General features: G+C 58.8%; 14 protein-coding genes. 4 read left to right on the top strand and 10 right to left on the bottom strand.

Going from position 1 to position 17,697, the window contains the following annotated elements; all coding sequences use genetic code 11:
* Window positions 1–43 precede the first annotated feature (43 nt).
* From H6866_00350 to H6866_00320, 7 genes are all read right to left on the bottom strand, one after another.
* The gene (locus H6866_00350) at window positions 44–988 is read right to left on the bottom strand and encodes a tyrosine recombinase XerC (GenBank protein ID USO07721.1); all 945 of its coding nucleotides are present in this window, start codon (window positions 986–988) and stop codon (window positions 44–46) included.
* Window positions 967–1,671 carry a DUF484 family protein gene (locus H6866_00345; protein USO07720.1) on the bottom strand — a complete coding sequence of 235 codons (705 nt, stop codon included), beginning with the start codon at window positions 1,669–1,671 and terminating at the stop codon, window positions 967–969. Before H6866_00345 ends, H6866_00350 begins: the two co-directional genes overlap by 22 nt.
* A 109-nt stretch (window positions 1,672–1,780) precedes the next feature.
* Complete coding sequence (locus H6866_00340; GenBank protein USO07719.1) at window positions 1,781–2,419, bottom strand: hypothetical protein; 639 nt, start codon at window positions 2,417–2,419, stop codon at window positions 1,781–1,783.
* A gap of 118 nt (window positions 2,420–2,537) precedes the next feature.
* Window positions 2,538–2,894, bottom strand: coding sequence for a hypothetical protein (locus tag H6866_00335; GenBank protein USO07718.1), 357 nt, complete (start codon window positions 2,892–2,894; stop codon window positions 2,538–2,540).
* A 72-nt stretch (window positions 2,895–2,966) separates the two neighbouring features.
* The gene (locus H6866_00330; GenBank protein ID USO07717.1) at window positions 2,967–4,361 is read right to left on the bottom strand and encodes a dihydrolipoyl dehydrogenase; all 1,395 of its coding nucleotides are present in this window, start codon (window positions 4,359–4,361) and stop codon (window positions 2,967–2,969) included.
* A gap of 65 nt (window positions 4,362–4,426) precedes the next feature.
* Window positions 4,427–7,354 carry a hypothetical protein gene (locus H6866_00325; GenBank protein USO07716.1) on the bottom strand — a complete coding sequence of 976 codons (2,928 nt, stop codon included), beginning with the start codon at window positions 7,352–7,354 and terminating at the stop codon, window positions 4,427–4,429.
* 151 nt (window positions 7,355–7,505) lie between these two features.
* Entirely contained in the window at window positions 7,506–7,961 is a 456-nt protein-coding gene (locus H6866_00320) for a nucleoside deaminase (GenBank protein USO07715.1), read from the bottom strand.
* Window positions 7,962–8,021: 60 nt separating this feature from the next.
* Here H6866_00320 and H6866_00315 point away from each other — a divergent pair, with 60 nt between their 5' ends.
* Window positions 8,022–8,954: a hypothetical protein gene (locus tag H6866_00315; protein USO07714.1), complete on the top strand. Its 933-nt coding sequence runs from the start codon at window positions 8,022–8,024 to the stop codon at window positions 8,952–8,954.
* 317 nt (window positions 8,955–9,271) lie between these two features.
* Window positions 9,272–9,475: a hypothetical protein gene (locus tag H6866_00310; protein ID USO08530.1), complete on the top strand. Its 204-nt coding sequence runs from the start codon at window positions 9,272–9,274 to the stop codon at window positions 9,473–9,475.
* 22 nt (window positions 9,476–9,497) lie between these two features.
* Here H6866_00310 and H6866_00305 read toward each other — a convergent pair whose 3' ends face one another.
* Window positions 9,498–10,826, bottom strand: a complete 1,329-nt coding sequence (locus tag H6866_00305) for a UDP-glucose/GDP-mannose dehydrogenase family protein (GenBank protein ID USO07713.1) — start codon at window positions 10,824–10,826, stop codon at window positions 9,498–9,500.
* Between the two features lie 190 nt (window positions 10,827–11,016).
* On the opposite strand from H6866_00305, the gene H6866_00300 reads away from it, so the two are divergent.
* Both H6866_00300 and H6866_00295 read left to right on the top strand, forming a co-directional pair.
* Window positions 11,017–12,636 (top strand): hypothetical protein, encoded by a 1,620-nt coding sequence (locus tag H6866_00300; GenBank protein USO07712.1) that lies wholly within the window; start codon window positions 11,017–11,019, stop codon window positions 12,634–12,636.
* A gap of 129 nt (window positions 12,637–12,765) precedes the next feature.
* A complete protein-coding gene (locus tag H6866_00295) occupies window positions 12,766–13,959 on the top strand; it encodes a hypothetical protein (protein USO07711.1) in 1,194 nt (397 codons plus the stop codon).
* A 14-nt stretch (window positions 13,960–13,973) separates the two neighbouring features.
* On the opposite strand, the gene uvrA is transcribed toward H6866_00295, so the two are convergent.
* Both uvrA and H6866_00285 read right to left on the bottom strand, forming a co-directional pair.
* On the bottom strand, window positions 13,974–16,823 hold the full coding sequence (gene uvrA, locus H6866_00290; GenBank protein USO07710.1) for an excinuclease ABC subunit UvrA: 2,850 nt from the start codon (window positions 16,821–16,823) through the stop codon (window positions 13,974–13,976).
* Between the two features lie 53 nt (window positions 16,824–16,876).
* Window positions 16,877–17,593 carry a hypothetical protein gene (locus tag H6866_00285; protein USO07709.1) on the bottom strand — a complete coding sequence of 239 codons (717 nt, stop codon included), beginning with the start codon at window positions 17,591–17,593 and terminating at the stop codon, window positions 16,877–16,879.
* Window positions 17,594–17,697: the final 104 nt, after the last annotated feature.

Genomic DNA, 17,697 nt, shown 5'->3' with positions numbered 1-17,697 from the left:
CCGCAGCATAGGCGAGCGCCGGGGAAAAGCAAAGGCTGCTGATTTACCGGCTTTCCGCGCGCGGATGCGCCTTTTTGAACGTTTCCAGCAATTGTTTGTAATCGACCTCGGTATAACGCTGGGTGGTGGACAGGCTGGCATGGCCCAGAAGTTCCTGAATTTCGCGCAAATTCATCCCTTCCCCCAGCAGATGGGTGGCATAGGAATGGCGCAGGGCGTGGGGCGTCACGGCCTCGCCAAGGCCAAGGCCGGCGCGCAGGACGCGCATATGTTTTTGCGCCATGCCGGGGTTCAGGCATCGGCCGCGCGTGCCGACGAATAGCGGCCTTTCCGGCGTTTCCGGCATCGGGCAGGCGGCGCGGTAACGTTCGATCAGGCGGCGGGAGGGGACGATCAACGGCACCTCGCGCTGTTTTCTGCCCTTGCCGGTGATGCGCAGCGTATCGCCGCAGGTGTCGATGTCGTGAAGGCTTAGCGACAGCCCCTCGCCGATGCGCAGGCCGGAACCGTAAAGCAGACCGAACAAGGCGCGGTCGCGCAAATCAGTCCATTCGCCGTCGTCCAGCGCGTCGAGCATTTCGAATATCCGCGCGACCTCCATCGGGCGGGGAATCTTGTGCGGGGTTTTGGGGGCGGACATCAGGCGCAGCGCGGGGTTGTGCAGGATGCCGCCTTTATCGAGCCATTTGAAGAACGTGCGCAGGGACGAAAGCGCGCGCGCGCGGGAAGTATTGCCCGCGCCGTCCATCGCGCGGCGCGAAAGATAGCCGCGAAAATCACGCAAGGGCGCGTCGGCGATATGGCGCAGGGCGACGGGCTCGCCCAGATGGGCGGCAAGGTAGGTCAGAAAGCGGTGAATGTCGCCTTGATAGGCGCGCAGGGTATGGCGCGAAAGGTGGCGTTCGGTTTCAAGCGCGGAAAGCCACGCGGCGACCGCATCCTGAAGGTCCGGGGCGGCAAACCCCTCTAGGCCGGGATATCCAGCCACAGCCGAAACATGCGTTCGACAACGCGCGCGAGGAAGGACACAAGCTCCGTCCCCTGTCCGTCGCGGAACATTTCCGGATCGCGGGAACCGAAGCAAAGTACCGCCGGGGGCGTCTGCATCGAAATATCGACGCGCAAAACGGACTGTGAACGGACAAGACGCGCGGCGCCGCCGTATATCGCTTCCGTTCCTTCAATGTCGCCTTGCAAAAGCGCGGTTTTGCCCTGCATCCACTGGGCGATGGTGCCGGCGGGCACCACCCGGATGCCGGAGGCGTGGATGTTTGGAATGTCGTTCCCGTTGCTTTCGACCACCAATACCGCCACGTCGACATCCAAAATCGTCGCAAGATCCATGGTGATGGCCTGAATGAACTGGATGAAATTGCGGGCTTCCAGCAGTTTCAGGGTCGCCTGCTGGATGCGGGTGACGCTGTTCATGTTGACGCGGCTGACCTCGATCAGGTCGCGGGTCGTTTCGGTGATGGCATCGCGGTCGCGCTTCAGGCGTTCGACCATGTAATGCTGAAAATCGGCGACGCCCTTGCCCATGTCCTCCTTGGGCGGGTGCATGTGTTCAAGCACGTCGGGGTGGCGCTGGAGAAAATGGGGGTTGGCCTTGAGCCAGGCGAGGATGTCTTTTTCCTTGAGGCTATCGGCGGGTGTTTTTGTTTCGGTCATCATGGCGCTGGAAGGCTTGCTGGAGTCAACAAATCACAGGGTATCATGATTTGCGCCGTCACAAGACCAAGAAACAACCATACGCGGAGCCTCAGGCTATTCGTCGCGTGGCTCAAGCCGATGGCGGCTTTATGCCTACGGTTTTACGAGAGATTGCGGCGATCTGTTCTTCAAAATACCTAGCCGTGGGCGTATCTGAAATTTGATTAAGCCGGCCGGCGTAAAATTTGAGCGCCCTAGGCAGGCGGGAAATCACCTTCGGGTCCGCGTGGGCGTTATGGAGGACGGCAACCACCGTCCCGGCGATATGGCAGGCGTCGCGCCGCGCTTCGGCGGCTGGCGTTTTAGCCCTGGCATAGGGTGCCGTGCGCCGTATGCGCGTAAGGATGTTTCGCATTTCAGGTTCGGTCGCCTGCGCGAAGGCTACGCAGAGCGGATCGCGTGGTCTGGCTGTGATGTCGTCCATGAACCTCTGAAATTGGGATAACGCTTTGAATAACTGGCTCTGCGCGCCGTATGCGCCGGGGATCGGCTCGTTCGTGATCCAAAAAATAGCGTCGTCGACAGTTTTCCAAAGGGCGTAGATGTCACGACTTTTGCCTGCGGAAGCTGCCTGCTCTGTAATCTTACCAACATGGGTGATGATGAGAGGAATATCTGCCGCTTTTTTGGCGATCTCGCGCAATTTTTTCAGGTGCGGCCCGGAGCCGTTGTGAAATTGCGCGACGAGGTTTTTAGCTGGCGTAGGCATTGCGCGCCGACACTATCACAGTGTTTTCATAATCTCAATTTTTCGTTGTCGGTCGCGTGGTTTCCGGCAGACAGTCATATGATTCAACGCCTTTCATTCTGGCACAAAAACTGGACTTCTAGACTGAAAGCACAGCGGCGTTACTGAGAAAATCGGCTAGCTTGCTTTTCAGCGCACGCAGATGTGGGCCGGGGCGCAGTGCTGGCTCGACTTGGGTTTCAGCCCCCTCGATACGCATCAGATAGCTTTCGGTCGAGGATTCGGTCAGACGCAGGCCTTCGATGTTCTGGGCAATCTGGACGTTGCCCAGCGCCCCGTTCAGGCAGTGTGCAAGCCTGCCGTGGACCGAGTTATTCCAGCCTGTCCCCGGCGGCACTTTGTCCTGCAAGGCACGGGACAGGGCCAGAAGCGCGTTATATTCAGGCGCGACGGATGCGCGAAAGGCGTCGGCCGCGCTGGGCTGTTTCACAGGCATGGGCTATTGTCATAAAGCAACCGGTGCGGGAAAGCAAATTCCTGCCGGTGGAAGGAGCGCGCGCCCTCGCCCCTAGATATGCAGCGGGCGGCCGTCGACGGCCAGCGCAGCTTCCTTGACCACTTCGTTCAGCGTGGGGTGCGCGTGGCAGGTGCGGGCGATATCCTCGGCCGAGGCGCCGAATTCCATGGCCAGCACGCATTCGGCGATCATCGTTCCGGCCTCCGGCCCCAGAATGTGGACGCCAAGCACGCGGTCGGTTTTGGCGTCGGCCAGAATCTTGACGAAGCCGTCGGTCGCGGCCATGGCGCGCGCGCGGCCATTGGCCATGAAGGGAAATTTGCCGGATTTATAGGCGATGCCCGCCTCTTTAAGCTGTTCCTCGGTTTTACCGACGCTGGCGATTTCGGGCCATGTATAGACCACGCCCGGAATGGCGTCGTAATCGATATGGCCGCTTTGCCCCGCCAGAATTTCGGCCAGAACCACGCCCTCGTCCTCGGCCTTGTGGGCCAGCATCGCGCCGCGGATGACGTCGCCGATGGCGTAGATGCCCGGCACGCTGGTTTGAAAATGCGCATCGACATCCACCCGGCCGCGATCGTCCAGTTTCACGCCCGCTTGTTCAAGACCAAGGCTGTCGGTATGCGGTCTGCGCCCCACGGCGACCAGAACGACGTCGCCGGTAATGGTTTCGGCCTTGCCGCCCGCGGCGGGTTCGACGCTTAAAATAACACCCTTTTTGCCGTTTTCGGCGCCCGTGACCTTGCTGGCCAGTTTGAAGGTCATGCCCTGTTTTTCAAGGATGCGCTGGGCGGCCTTGGCCGTTTCAAGGTCCATGCCGGGCAGGATGCGGTCGAGATATTCGATCACCGTCACCTTCGCGCCCAGCCTGCGCCAGACGGTCCCAAGCTCAAGCCCGATCACACCCGCGCCGATCACCACCAGATGCTCCGGCACTTTTTCCAATACCAGCGCGCCGGTCGAGGACACGATGCGTTTTTCGTCGATCTCGATCCCGCGCAAGGGCGCAACGTCGGAGCCGGTGGCGATGACGATATGTTTCGCGGCATAGGTTTCGCCGCCGACCTTGACCTGCCCTGCGGCGGGGATGGTCCCTTCCCCTTTCAGCCAGTCGATCTTGTTCTTTTTGAACAGGAATTCGATGCCCTTGGTGTTGTCGGAAACGACGCCGGATTTAAAAGCCATCATTTTTGGCAGATCGATTTTCACACCCGCGACGTTGATGCCCATGTCGGCGAAATGATGCCCTGCCGCCTCGTATTTCTCGGACGCGGAAAGCAGCGCCTTGGATGGAATGCAGCCCACGTTCAGGCAGGTGCCGCCCAAAGTCGCGCGTTTTTCGACGACGGCGACCTTCATGCCCAACTGGGCCGCGCGAATGGCGCAGACATAACCGCCGGGGCCGGCGCCGATGACGATGACATCGTAGGATTTTTCAGACATGGGACGATACCTATGGGGTTGGACGCCCAAAGATTTAACCGATGCGGCCATTTACGGCAAGGGCGTCAGGCCGCTTTCGGGCGACGGTGCGCCGCGTGTTGCGGCGGGGGCAGGTTTTCACTGGCGGGTATGTATATCTTGCCCGGTTCCTGCGTCCGGGCCATGGCCGCGCGGGAATCCGCCAATACCTGCATCGCCTGTTCGATATTGTCGACGACATGCACGTTGAGGCGTTTACGTTCATCCGTACCCATCATGGCGATCAAAGCATTGAACACAGGGATACCGTCTATGACCTGATTGACGATGACCAGCGGCCTGTTCACCGTGGGCACCAGCCCCCATTCGCGCATCAGCAGCGAGGCCGAGATTTCCTGAATCGACCCGCCACCACCGGCCATCAGGATTTCGGCATCGGTATTCATCAAATTCGCCATCCGTTCCTCGATGGTCGGGAAAATGCGGGCGAAATCGTTATCCTCATGCCAGCCGCCCTCGCGTTCATAGGTGTCGTGGCACTGATAGGATGTCACGTGGTTGCGCGGCATCGGCGCATGCGGGTGATTGTGCTGCCACCAGCGCCGGAAATCGTGCGCGCCTTCGGACGTCGCGACCATCAGACCTTCCCGTCCTCCGCCATTGATAATGGCAAAACCGTTCCGGGCCAGATCAAAGCTGAAACGGCGGGCTTCCTTACACGCTGCGGTCTGTTCACCCAGCGTCGCCGAGCAGTAGATGGTGACCCGGTACAAATCCGGATCGGCCATAATCTGGTCCGGTTTATTGACGGTCCTTTTGTCCAGAATTTCAGGGCGCACGTAATTGCTCCGAAAGCCCACAAGCGATTCCCTGAAATTCGACTTGGTTGTGCATTTGTCGATCAAATCGGCATGACGATTGCCCAAAAGCGGCGTACGGGCCAGATGATCGAAAATCGCCTCCTGTTCCGTCCAAGACCGTGTGCCATCCAGAACGCCCAGATATTTGGTTTTGATCGCGCGGTCGTCGACCTGTTTGCCCACCAGTAGCGAGTAATACAGCAGGGTTTTGAGCCATTTCAGACCGGCAACACCTTTCAGGCTGTGGTGATCGTCGGTCAGCAGGAAGCCATCGGCGTCCTGATAAAAGTCGCGCAATCGGCCCAATGCATCGCCGATCTGAGCCGTATGGCCACGGTCGGCGCGTTCATAGGGTGAGCGTGTACGCTGTTCGGCGTATTGCGCCATGTCATAGCGCCCGTCCTGTCCAGTCATTAGATAGAAGGAGCCGTTGAGCGGCCCACGCAGACTTCTTTGCAGATGCGGCGTGCCGTGGCCTTTAATGTGCGGGAACAGCGTATGCAGGGTGCCGATGGCGTATTCGTCATGATGCGCGGCGACATTGAAGGCCATGCGGTGGTCGGAAATGTATTTCGCATGCTCATCCACACCTGTCAGGGCGCAGAGCATGCGCAGCGAACCCGCAACTTCGCTATTGACCGGGATGTAGTTGGGTATCTGGGCCTTGGTGCGGATATTGCCCGGCGATGTGTTGTTCCGGTTGAATGCCACCGGTGCGAGGAAATGATCGGTCTGCAAGGCTTGGATGGGGCGGCCATGATGGTCGTGCGACGGTTGGGGGGCCGTCAACGCGCGCGAACGCACCTTGGCGAATGTCGCGATATAGGCCGGGTTGGGGTCGAGGATTTGATCAAGCCGCACGGTAATATGGCAGCCCGTGTCGATAATCGTCGTATCGGGGGTTTCGCCGAATTTTTCCTCGATCTCGCGTATCGCTTTGGCAAGTATCTCCGTAAAAAACCGTTTTTTCGCGATTGTTTTCAGCAAAATTGCCAGTTCGGAGCCCGGGCCGGATTTAGCCAGATAGGGGTTCATCAGGTTTCTGACATCCGCAAAGGCATCGGTTTCCAGGATGCGCCGATCGACGAATTCAAAACCGCGATCATCGAAGGTCAGCCAGACATTCTCCGGTCCCTTGCCGGCCGGACACAGGTCACGGCAGACCTTGTCGTAGCCTATTTCCTGTATCCGACTGATCACCGAACGCATTTTTTCGATATTGTTGCCTTCGTAGCTGAAGCTGACTTCCTCCGCTTCCTGCGGCTTGGTGCCCAGATGCGCATTCAAGGACTGAACCCATATGCTTGCGTGCAGGGCCCTTAAAACTTCTTTCGTTTCGAGGGCTTTGTGTGGACTGCCAGATGCGACATAAAGCGTATCGCCAGGTGCGATCCGCAGCGCGCCTTCGCGCGTTTGCGGCGGCAGGGCCATTCGCTGGCCTAGGCTTTTGAGGACATGCAGGGTGGTTTCATCGGTTTCGGCGTCGATGTCGTTGCCGCCGGGATAGCGGGTTACGCGCACGCCGTGGTCGCGCAACATCGAGTCATCCGCCGCAACGCCAAGATATTCGAACAAGGGGTTCCAGAAGCCGTTGACCGAATTCTGGATAATCAGCGGCGTGTGGACGACGCGGCCGTCGCGGGTCAGCTTGGCATACAGCATATGCAGCCCCTGACGCAGGACGTGCAGATCACCGCGTGTCCAGATCAGGGCACCCACGTTTTCCGCCTGTTCGGCGGGATCGATGAAATCGTATGAGCGACCGGCCCCGGAAAGGCGACGATAGTGCGGGTCGAGCCCGAGAACACGATAATTGTAAATACCTTCGGACGCGGCGGCAGCATCAATGTTTTGTTTGCGAATCAGCAATTCCAGCGGGATCGGGTTGACGCTTGTAACCCCTTTTTGTTGCGTCAGTTCGGGGGTTTCGGTTTCGCCGGGCAAATAGACATAGGATGATGGAGCTTCGGCCAGAAGCTCGTCCGCCCACATGTTTTCAAGCAAGGTATAAAGCTGGGGCGGAAACTGTGCCGGCTTGCCGCCGCGGCACATATCCTCGACCAGCGCGAGAAGGTCCTGAATTTTTTCGGCAACACGTTCCAGACGCGCTGCGTCTGCGGCTGTCTGCCCTGTATCTACGGCCCCTGCCTGCATGCCCCTCCTGCCTTGTCGCAGTTTTTATGGTAACCCTTATAGGGTGACCTTCGGTCTTATGCAACTTTATTTCGCGTGGAATCGGCCCTTGAATCCAGAGGCTTAATGCAAGTTATCCACTTGGAAAAAAACAAAGAGTCCGGGTGCGGGGTTATGCTCCGCCCCAGTCCTCCAGCCACAGATCGGGCTTTTCGTCCTTGAATTTGGCACACAGGGCGATGCAATCGGGATCGTTTATTTCGATCACCTCGACGCCGCGTTCGCGCAGCAGCTTTTCGTTGCCCGATGAATTGGTGGTATCGCCCACCACCACGCGTTCGATCTTGAACTGAAGAATCGTGCCCGTACACATCATGCAGGGGCTGAGCGTCGTGTACATGGTGGTCTTGCGGCGGGATTTCATGCGGCCCGCCGCGCGCATCGCGGCCATTTCGCCGTGGATGATCGGATTGCCTTCCTGGACCAGCGCGTTATGCCCCTCGCCCAAAACTTCGCCGGTTTCATTGTCCACCAGCACGCCACCGATGGGGCAGCCACCCTCGTGATAGCCTTTGAGGGCTTGCTCATAGGCGCGGCGCATATACACTTCGTGGGCCTGATAGGTCATTTTAAACACTCCCTTGCCTGTTCGATGGTTTTGAAAGATACGCGCATAATCCTTGAAAGAATGCAAGACGCGGTGGGCGTGGTGCTTTCGGGCGAACACGGAACCAGCAAGGTCGCCGCCTGCGCGTTTCACCCGGACCATCCCGGTCAGGTGCCAGTGGCATGCGTAAGCGAACGTCCCGTACCCTTGCGCGCGCATTTCCCGTGGGATGCGCGCATCGGCGCGTCCAGCCAGTTCATCCATGCCGAGCTTTCCGCCCTTTTGCGTTTCGGTGGGCCGTGGACGGGGGCGCATGTCTGCGTCACCGACCCGTTTTGCCCCAATTGCGCGAAGATCATGGCCGAAGCCGGGGTGCAGGCCATCCATATCGATCACAAAGGGTTTGAAAAGGATTTCATCGCCCGCAATGGCGACGAATTCAAATCGATGTCGATGCTGATCGCTGAAAAAGCCGGGATCAGTGTTCATGTCGTCAACCGCAAGGCAGGCAGCGTAACCCCGATTGCCGAGCATTTCGCGGTGACGCGCCCTGCCGCTGCGGGGGTTGAATTTTTTGACATCGCACCGGGTATGAGCGTTCCGGATGCCGCGGCGCAAATGCGCGAAAGACTGGGCGCACGCGATGTCTGGACGCTGGCTTTTGTAAGCTCAGATGACGGCGCGCAGAAAGGTCTGTTGGTGTACGAGGCGTTGCCGTCCGGCATCACGCCCGAGGATTTCCGCACCCGCACCGGCGATACCGGCAAATATCGCTTTCCCATCGATCCGCTGACGCGGCTGGGTATCGTATTGCGGCGCATGGACATGACATTGGCCAATGACGAAATCGCCTGTGCGCGGGTGCCGTCATCCCGGGCGCTGGTCAATGCACTGGGCATGGGAATGAGCCGCTTCGCCCTTGCGTCCGCTTTGCCCGACCACGACCCGAAGGGCGTCGAGGCACTGGCGCTTTTAACGGCGAAGGGTATAGTCAGCGTAACGGAGGTCGCGTGATGAGATACGGTAAACACTTGATTTTAGCATCGACGTTGGTGCTTGCGCTGGCGTCTGGCGCGTGCGACGGCAAAAAAGACGATGCAAACGCCGCGCAGACACAAGCTACGACCGGTATGGCCGCACCCCAAATGCCGGGTGTCATGCCCTCAGCCGGTGAGTCGCAGGGCAATAGCGCTTTGACGGGTTCATCCGATATGCAGGGCGATATGCAGGGCGAACCGGGCGTCAGCGGCACGTCCAGTTCGGACATGAGCGGGAGCGCCGTATGGACCCCCGATTCAACCGGGCAAGATATCGGGCAGGATGGCGGCCCAATGCCGCCCCATATGACGGAACCCGTAACATGTCCGCATATGGATTTGATCGGCAAGACCAAGGACGAAGTCGATTTCAACCAGATCAAAGAGCCACACCGCGTAATTCCTCCCGGTGCCGCTGTGACCATGGATTACAGCCCGGATCGGGTGAATTTCCAACTGGACGAAAATGGGCGCATCGTCAGGATCTGGTGCGGCTGACGCGGTTTGTTCCGAGGTCTGTTCAGGCGGCGCGGCCGATCCCGTAATATGCGATGCCCTGTGCCTTCATACGCCTTGGGTCATAAATGTTGCGCCCGTCGAAAACGGCAAGTTCGCGCATCCTTGATTTCAGTTCGTCCGTGTCGATGGCCATGAATTCCTTCCACTCGGTCACGACGATCAGCCCGTCGGCGCCGTCCAGCGCGTCAAGCGCGCGATCGCACAGTGTCAGTTCAGGCCGGCTGCCGTAGATACGCGCAGCCTCCTCCATCGCCTTGGGATCGTAGGCGCGTATGTTCGCGCCCTTGGCCCACAAGGATTCCATGATGGTGCGGCTTGGCGCTTCGCGCATGTCGTCGGTCGCGGGCTTGAAGGCAAGCCCCCATAGCGCGAAGGTCTTGCCCGCCAGATCGCGGCCTTTGAAATGGCGCAGAATTTTATCGACCAGCACATGTTTCTGGCGCTCGTTCACGTCTTCCACCGCCTCCGTCAGAACGGCGGGCACGCCTGCGCGGCGCGCGATGGCGGCCAGTGCCTTGACGTCCTTGGGGAAGCACGACCCGCCATAGCCGGCGCCGGGATAGATGAAGTGGTACCCGATACGCGCATCCGAACCAATGCCAATGCGCACCTGTTCGATGTCGGCCCCCACCGCATCGGCAACGTTGGAGAGTTCGTTCATAAAGCTGATCTTGGTCGCCAGCATTGCGTTGGCCGCGTATTTGGTCAATTCCGCCGAACGCACGTCCATTTCGATCATGCGGTCGGAGCGGCGGTTGAATGGCGCGTAAATTTCGCGCAGCAGGTCGGCGCTTTCCTGCGTTGAAACGCCGACGACGATGCGGTCGGGTTTTTCAAAATCCTCGATCGCGTTGCCTTCCTTCAGGAATTCCGGGTTGGAGGCAACGCCAAAAGCGATTGTTTTTCCCTGTGCATCCAATGATTGTTTGATCACCTGCGTCACCTGATCGGCGCTGCCCACGGGCACCGTCGATTTGTTCACCACCAGCTTGGGCTCGGTCATATAGGTCGCGACGGTTTTCGCCACGGCCAGCACCGCGGTGATGTCGGCCGATCCGTCCTCGTCCGGCGGGGTGCCTACGGCAATAAAAATCACGCGGCCATGATCAACGCCTTTTTGCGCATCGGTGGTGAAATGCAGCCGGCCCGCGCGCGCATTGACGGCAATCTTTTCATCAAGGCCGGGTTCGTAGATCGGGACATCGCCCTTGAGCAGCGCTTCGATCTTGGCCGCGTCGCGATCGACGCACATAACGTTATGACCAATGTCAGCCAGGCACGCACCGGTCACAAGCCCAACATATCCAGAACCGAAAATCGTGAGCTTCATCGCCCGTTCCACCCTTTCATCCCGCCGTTTTAAGGTGCATCGCACATCCCGCCAAGCAAAAACGTTCTTTTGTTTTTAGAAAGATCTTCTTTGCTTTTTCCTGTTTTTCTTGCCAAGCGCAAAAAATACGCCCTACAATCGGGGTAAGAACAAAAAGGAAAGCAACGTTCAACAAAGAGGCAGGTTGCAAATGACGATCAATACCGAGCTGTATGACAAACTGGAATTGCTGGACAAGGTGCAGGGCGAAAGTATCGTGTCCCTGCAAGCAGTGCGCGAGGAAATCAACCGCGAGGCGCGCGGATACGACAAGACGCTCTCGGACATCGTCGATGGCCATGTTCCGGGCCTGATCAACACCGATATCGCACTTTTGGCCGCCGCCTTCGCCGAGGGCGGCGTTTTGTTCTCGCCGCAGGAGGTCGTTAGCGAGGCGCGGAATTCGCAGACCGTGTTCCGCACACAGGCGCAGATCATTTTGCAAAGCAACGACGTCACCACTTTTGACGAGTTGCTGCAAAAGGAAAAAGATGCGCTGACTGCCTTTCAAGGCAGCCAGACCGATGCAGACCGCAAACGGGCGCAGCGCGACGCCAAGGCGGAAACGATGCGCTCCATCGTCGCGTTCAACGCCGACCCGTCGCTGCCCTTCAAGCTTGCGCCTGAAAACGTAGAACAATTCACGGGCAGGGTTGACCGCTGGCGCTGGTTGCGCGAACCCGCCTACCGCGCGGCGCGCGCCGCGATCAGTGGGATCAAAGATCCTAAGTCGGCGCTGGAAAGCAAGTCCACGCTGGACCATGGCTATGCTACGGCGGAGGCCGAGCGCCAGAAGCGCGAGGAGGCCTATACCAAGGTTTCCCGCGCGGTCAGGCAGTATCGCGAGCTGGAAGCCAAGATGACCACCGACACGGTGGCGCGCAACGCCATCATGACCCAGACAAGGCAGGCGGTGCGTCAGCAGCGCAGCATGGTCATGCCCGTCGCCATGCTTTTACCTGCTGCGATGCGCACCCAGTTCATCGAAGCCGCTCTCAGGCTGTACGGGTTGGGGCAGTTGCTGGCTTTGGCAGACCGGGAAATCGCTGCGTTGGAGGACGCGCGAGATGACATAGATCCCGCGCTTAAAAAACTGCGTGTGGCGAAAAAGCGCAAAGCTTTTAAGACCGCGCGGGCTTCTGTCAGCGCGGAGCAGATCGATCGCGCCATTCTTGCCACGCGCGCGCGCACGCAGCATGTTTGCGACAACCTGCGTCATGCATGTGCACAAACACGGAATTACCGTCCTTCCCGCACGGCGCTGGCATCAATCACAGCGCCTGCACGCGCACCTGCGGACACAGAGGGTAGCGACTTCAACGCGTTTTACGCGCTGTACATGCTGTATATGCTTAACGAAAGCGGAACGGAACGATCCATAGTTCGCGATGCTTTCGCGTCGGATGCGCAAAGCTGCGCCGTGGCGGACTTCGGTCACGAAGCGCTGCAGAAACTGGCGCCGGATTACAGCGCGACCCTGGATGCGCTGACGCAGGAGGCGGGTTACAAGGACATGATCGGCGATTGCCGTATCGATTTTTCAGACCTCGACGCAGGTGCGTCCAGCCCTATCCTGTCCGGCGATTTTGGGGCGGCGGCGCAACAGACCGATGCCGTGCCCAGCGGCGGCATCGGCGATAGCGCTGGCAGCAACTTTGGCGGCGATGCGTTTTATCATCGCGCCCGCCCCGATCTTGGCGATGGTGTGCCCGCCCCGGAATTCCATTCACGATTTAAAGCGCCGCATTCGGAAAGGCTGGTGCTGCAATAGAGTTTTTCATGTCGTAACCTCCCTCGCCTCGCCTGGTTTCAGGCTGCCGCATCGAAGTTTGATGCGGCTTTTTTTGCGTTTGGGTCATTATTATGGTATTTGCCATTTGCTTAAAGAGAGAGGGCGGGCATGACCCAGATTTCAATATTGGTGCAAACTAAATGTACGACGGGTTTTCAAGGCTTGCGCCGAGAGGTCGCGGATAATATCTCGAAGCTGGAATCAAGCCTGCGCGATATGCTCGACGATCTTGATGTCGGCACAATGGAAAAGGCCAGCATCGCCGGAGGCCTGCATTTCTCGCCGCGCGACGTCATGCGGCAGGCCAAAGATACGCAGGATGCGTTGCGCGATCATCGCACAGAAATCACGCACCGGCACAAGGCTGCGGACATTGCCACGTTGGAATCGATGGCAGAAAACGAGCGTACTATGGCCAATCTGATTGTGGCCGATATCGCCGACAAACTGGAAAAATCCGGGTCCAAGCGCGCGCAAAAGGATAAAGGCGGGCTGCGCGGCCTGTTAAACGTTCAAGCCGCCGGATCGGGCAACGCGGTAGAATACGAAGGCATGACCGAGGACGTCGCGGCCAGGGACGCGGCGGAAGCAAAATGGGAGAAAATACGAGGCGATCTGGTCGCACATGACCGATTGCGCCGTACGCTTATAACGGACGAAGCCGCACGTGCGACCATCACCAGCGAAGCGCTGGCGCATCTTTACGACAAAGATAATTTTATCGATGCCCTTGTATCGAAATTGCCCGCGCCGCGAAGATATCCGTTTCTGGTCATCGTCGCGCGCGCACGCGCCCTGCGTGGCGTTGCCGCGCAGATCAATACGGCGGAGGCGGCGCTGAAGGCTTCCGATGCCGTTTCGCAAGCCGCTCCGCGCGGCTTGAAAGATCGTATGGCAAAGACATTCAAGCGTGCGGGCGGTGCGCAAAAAGCGGATGACGTCCTGTCGAAAACGGCAGGAAAGCTGCGCGAGGCGGTTTACATGCGTCGGATGCTGGACGCCATATGCGAAGCGGTGATGACCGCCGGCGCGCCAATGGCCAAAGCGACGCGATACGGGGATGTTCATACAGAAATAGTGAAAACCGTATACGCGGACGACCGCCTGAACGGCGCGTTGATCGGAAAGATTTTTGACGTCGCCATTGAGATGCTGGATATCAAATTGCGCGCCAAACACGATCACCGCGATTATACCGCGACGCTTACCGAAATTTCGAAAGATCCCGTGTTCCGTCCGCTTTGGTCCGCGCTGGGGTTGGGTCAATCCAGCGCTGGCGCCAGCGCCAAACTGCGAAGCTGAGCCGTCATTCCGATTTACGCAGATTTACGGGGCTTTCCAGCGGCGAGCACGGGTTTCAGGAATGCTCCGGTATGGCTTTCGCGTGTGGCGGCGATATCCTCCGGCGTGCCGGTGGCGACGATTTGTCCGCCGCGTGTTCCGCCCTCCGGTCCCATGTCGATGATCCAGTCCGCCGTCTTGATGACGTCCAGATTGTGTTCGATCACCAGTACGGTATTACCCTGATCGACCAGCGCGTGCAGCACCTCAAGCAGTTTGCGCACGTCGTCGAAATGCAGTCCGGTGGTCGGTTCGTCAAGGATGTAGAGTGTCTTGCCTGTCGAGCGGCGGGCCAGTTCCTTGGCCAGTTTGACGCGTTGCGCCTCGCCTCCCGAAAGGGTCGTCGCCGCCTGTCCCACCTGAACATAGCCAAGCCCCACATCCTGCAACGTTTCCATTTTTGTACGGATGGCGGGGACGGCCTTGAAGAATTGCGCCGCTTCCTCGATCGTCATATCCAGAACGTCGCTGATGGATTTTTCGCGGTATTTGACTTCCAGCGTTTCACGGTTATAGCGCTTGCCATGGCAGGCATCGCAGGTGACGTAGACATCGGGCAAGAAGTGCATTTCGATGCGAATCACACCGTCGCCCTGACAGGTTTCACAACGCCCGCCCTTGACGTTGAAGGAAAAACGCCCGGGACCGTAACCGCGCGCCTTGGCCTCCGGCAGGCCCGCGAACCAATCACGGATCGGCGTGAAGGCGCCGGTATAGGTGGCGGGGTTGGAACGCGGCGTCCGGCCGATGGGCGACTGGTCGATGTCGATGATCTTGTCGATGAATTCCAGGCCTTTGATGTCCTTGTGCGGGGCCGGCGCCTCGCCACTTTCGTTCCATTCGCGGGCGATGGCGCGGTAAAGCGTATCGAGCACCAGCGTCGATTTGCCGGACCCTGAAACCCCGGTCACGCAGGTGAAAATCCCCAATGGAATATCCACGCCGACGTTTTTGAGGTTGTTGCCGGTCGCGCCGCGCACTGAAACCGCCTGTTTCGCCCTGCCCTTGCGGCGAACGGACGGCACGGGGATGGATTTTCGCCCGGTCATGTAATCGGCGGTCAGGCTGTTTTTGGCGGCCAGCACCTGTTCGGGCCGCCCGGCGGCCACGACCTGCCCGCCATGCACGCCTGCGCCCGGCCCCATGTCGATCAAATAGTCGGCGGCGCGGATCGCGTCCTCGTCATGTTCGACGACCAGCACCGTATTACCTAGATCGCGCAGGCGGCGCAGCGTTTCCAGCAGCCGGTTGTTGTCGCGTTGGTGCAGGCCGATGGAAGGTTCGTCGAGCACATACAGCACGCCGGTCAAGCCCGACCCAATCTGGCTGGCGAGCCGGATACGCTGGCTTTCGCCGCCGGAAAGCGTACCCGATGCGCGTGAAAGAGTCAGGTAATCCAGCCCCACATTCATCAAGAAGGTCAGGCGTTCGTTGATTTCCTTTAAAATCCGCGCGGCGATTTCGTTTTGTTTGGCGCCCAGTTTTTTCGGCAGCTTGCCGAACCAGTCGCAGGCGTCCTCGATCGACATTTCGGCGGTCTGGGAAATATTCATGCCGTTGATTTTTACCGCCAGCGCCTCAGGCTTCAGGCGCGCGCCGTTGCATGCGTCACAAGGGGCGGAGCGTTGATAACGGCTGATTTCCTCGCGCGCGTTGTCGCTTTCGGTTTCCAGCAGGCGGCGTTGCAGCGAAGGGATTACGCCCTCGAACGGCTTGTTGCTGGCCCATGTGCTTTCGGTCTTGCTGTGATACGTGATCTTGATGGGCTGGTCGCCGGAACCATACAGAACGATGTCGCGGTGTTCGGGTTTGAGTTTTTCCCACGGCACGTCGGTGCGGAATTTGTAGTGTTTGGCCACACCTTCCAGCGCCTGCATGTAAAAAGGCGCGAAGCTTTTCGACCACGGCTCGATCGCGCCCTTGGCCAGTGATTTTTTGGGATCAGGGACGATCAGCCCCTCGTCCATCAGCATTTTTTCGCCCAGACCGTCGCAGACGGGGCACGCACCGTGCGGCGAGTTGAAGGAGAACAGACGCGGCTCGATCTCCGCGATGGTAAAGCCGGATACGGGGCAGGCAAATTTTTCTGAAAACAGGGTTTCCACGCCCGTATCGGCGTTTTCGACAATCACCAGCCCGTCGGCCAGCCGCAGCGCGGTTTCAATACTGTCGGCCAGACGGTTGCCAATGTCGGATTTCAGCACCAGACGGTCGACCACGATTGAGATGTCGTGTTTGTATTTTTTATCGAGGGTCGGAATGGTATCGAGTTCAACCAGTTTGCCGTCGATTTTTGCGCGCTGGAATCCCTTGGCGCGCAATTCGCTCAATTCCTTTTTGTATTCCCCTTTACGTCCGCGCACGATAGGAGCCGCGATGTAAAGCCGTGCGCCATCGCCCATTTTTTTGATCGCGTCCACCATCTGGCTTGCCGACTGGCTTTCAATGGGCAGACCGGTGGCCGGAGAATAGGGCACGCCGATGCGCGCCCATAAAAGGCGCATGTAGTCGTATATCTCGGTCACCGTGCCGACGGTCGAACGCGGGTTGCGGCTGGTGGTCTTTTGTTCGATCGAAATGGCCGGCGAAAGGCCGTCGATGGAATCGACGTCCGGCTTTTGCATCATTTCAAGAAACTGGCGGGCATAGGCCGACAGACTTTCGACATAGCGGCGTTGACCTTCGGCATAGATGGTATCGAAGGCCAGCGAGGACTTGCCCGACCCGGACAGGCCGGTGATCACGATCAGCCGGTCGCGCGGCATTTCGATCGTGACGTTTTTCAGGTTATGTTCGCGCGCGCCGCGGACGGTGATGGATTTCATGCCCTCTTTATATGGGCACGAGGCACCGGATTTCCAGTGTTTTCAGCTCTGTTTCAGCGGTTCGTGCCGGTTTGGCCCGCGCGGCCCTGGCGCTGATCGATTTCCTTCGCCATTTCGTTCAGGCGTTTGGTTTCTTCCTCGATGTAACGCATGCTCGCGCTTGACCCCTGACGCGCCACGGCATCGGCGCGGTCCTGCGCCTCGCGCATCATTTGCGCCGTATCGTGCGAGGGCGCCGGCACGGGAACCAAAGGTTGGGTTTTCGTATCGGCCGCCGCTGCATTAAGTTTCGGGGCATCAAGCTTGCCCCGCGCCAGATCACCGTAAGTTTTAGCACTAAACGGGTCAATCCCGGTCGAATTTTCGATGGTTTGCGCGATGCCGTGCAACTGTGCAAGACGTTCGCTCAACATGGGTTTCGCCGCGATACCGACCATGACCAGCATCACCAGCGCCCAGAACCACGTGCGGGCATATAGCGGTTTTTTCGGTAACGCATCCCGTTCGGGCGCAGGATGGGCCGCGAGCACCTGATCGGTCTGAACGGGCGTTTCGTGTTGCGGCGCCGATGCGCGGGCGATTTCATCAAGGGAATGGGTGCGCAGGCTTGGTCCCGCGCCAAGTCCCCTTGACGTCTGGGCCTGCGGCGATGCCTGAACACGTTCAGCCGGGCGGTGTTTGTGATCCGGCAGGTCCATGATCGATTTCACAGCCTGATCCTGCCGGTATTTCGCCAGTTGTTTTTCAAACGCGATGGATTTGTACGACATGCCGTTTTCCAGACATAAAAGCTGCTGCTTTATTCTATCCAGCGCCGCGTTAAAAATATCTAAAAAAACCGGTCAAAAAGCGCAAAACCCCCGGATGTTTCCGG

The sequence above is a fragment of the Rhodospirillales bacterium genome, from assembly GCA_023898805.1.
Lineage (GTDB): Bacteria > Pseudomonadota > Alphaproteobacteria > Micavibrionales > UBA1664 > UBA6145.
Note: the sequence above shows the minus strand (reverse complement) of the source record. Positions and strands in the feature narration are given on the sequence as shown.

Excerpts from the sequence above, each read along its gene's own strand:
- H6866_00345 (USO07720.1), bottom strand. The coding sequence starts at position 1,671 with ATGATGACCGAAACAAAAACACCCGCCGATAGCCTCAAGGAAAAAGAC.
- H6866_00340 (USO07719.1), bottom strand. The coding sequence starts at position 2,419 with ATGCCTACGCCAGCTAAAAACCTCGTCGCGCAATTTCACAACGGCTCC.
- H6866_00335 (USO07718.1), bottom strand. The coding sequence starts at position 2,894 with ATGCCTGTGAAACAGCCCAGCGCGGCCGACGCCTTTCGCGCATCCGTC.
- H6866_00330 (USO07717.1), bottom strand. The coding sequence starts at position 4,361 with ATGTCTGAAAAATCCTACGATGTCATCGTCATCGGCGCCGGCCCCGGC.
- H6866_00325 (USO07716.1), bottom strand. The coding sequence starts at position 7,354 with ATGCAGGCAGGGGCCGTAGATACAGGGCAGACAGCCGCAGACGCAGCG.
- H6866_00320 (USO07715.1), bottom strand. The coding sequence starts at position 7,961 with ATGACCTATCAGGCCCACGAAGTGTATATGCGCCGCGCCTATGAGCAA.
- H6866_00315 (USO07714.1), top strand. The coding sequence starts at position 8,022 with ATGCAAGACGCGGTGGGCGTGGTGCTTTCGGGCGAACACGGAACCAGC.
- H6866_00310 (USO08530.1), top strand. The coding sequence starts at position 9,272 with ATGCCGCCCCATATGACGGAACCCGTAACATGTCCGCATATGGATTTG.
- H6866_00305 (USO07713.1), bottom strand. The coding sequence starts at position 10,826 with ATGAAGCTCACGATTTTCGGTTCTGGATATGTTGGGCTTGTGACCGGT.
- H6866_00300 (USO07712.1), top strand. The coding sequence starts at position 11,017 with ATGACGATCAATACCGAGCTGTATGACAAACTGGAATTGCTGGACAAG.
- H6866_00295 (USO07711.1), top strand. The coding sequence starts at position 12,766 with ATGACCCAGATTTCAATATTGGTGCAAACTAAATGTACGACGGGTTTT.
- uvrA (USO07710.1), bottom strand. The coding sequence starts at position 16,823 with ATGAAATCCATCACCGTCCGCGGCGCGCGCGAACATAACCTGAAAAAC.
- H6866_00285 (USO07709.1), bottom strand. The coding sequence starts at position 17,593 with ATGTCGTACAAATCCATCGCGTTTGAAAAACAACTGGCGAAATACCGG.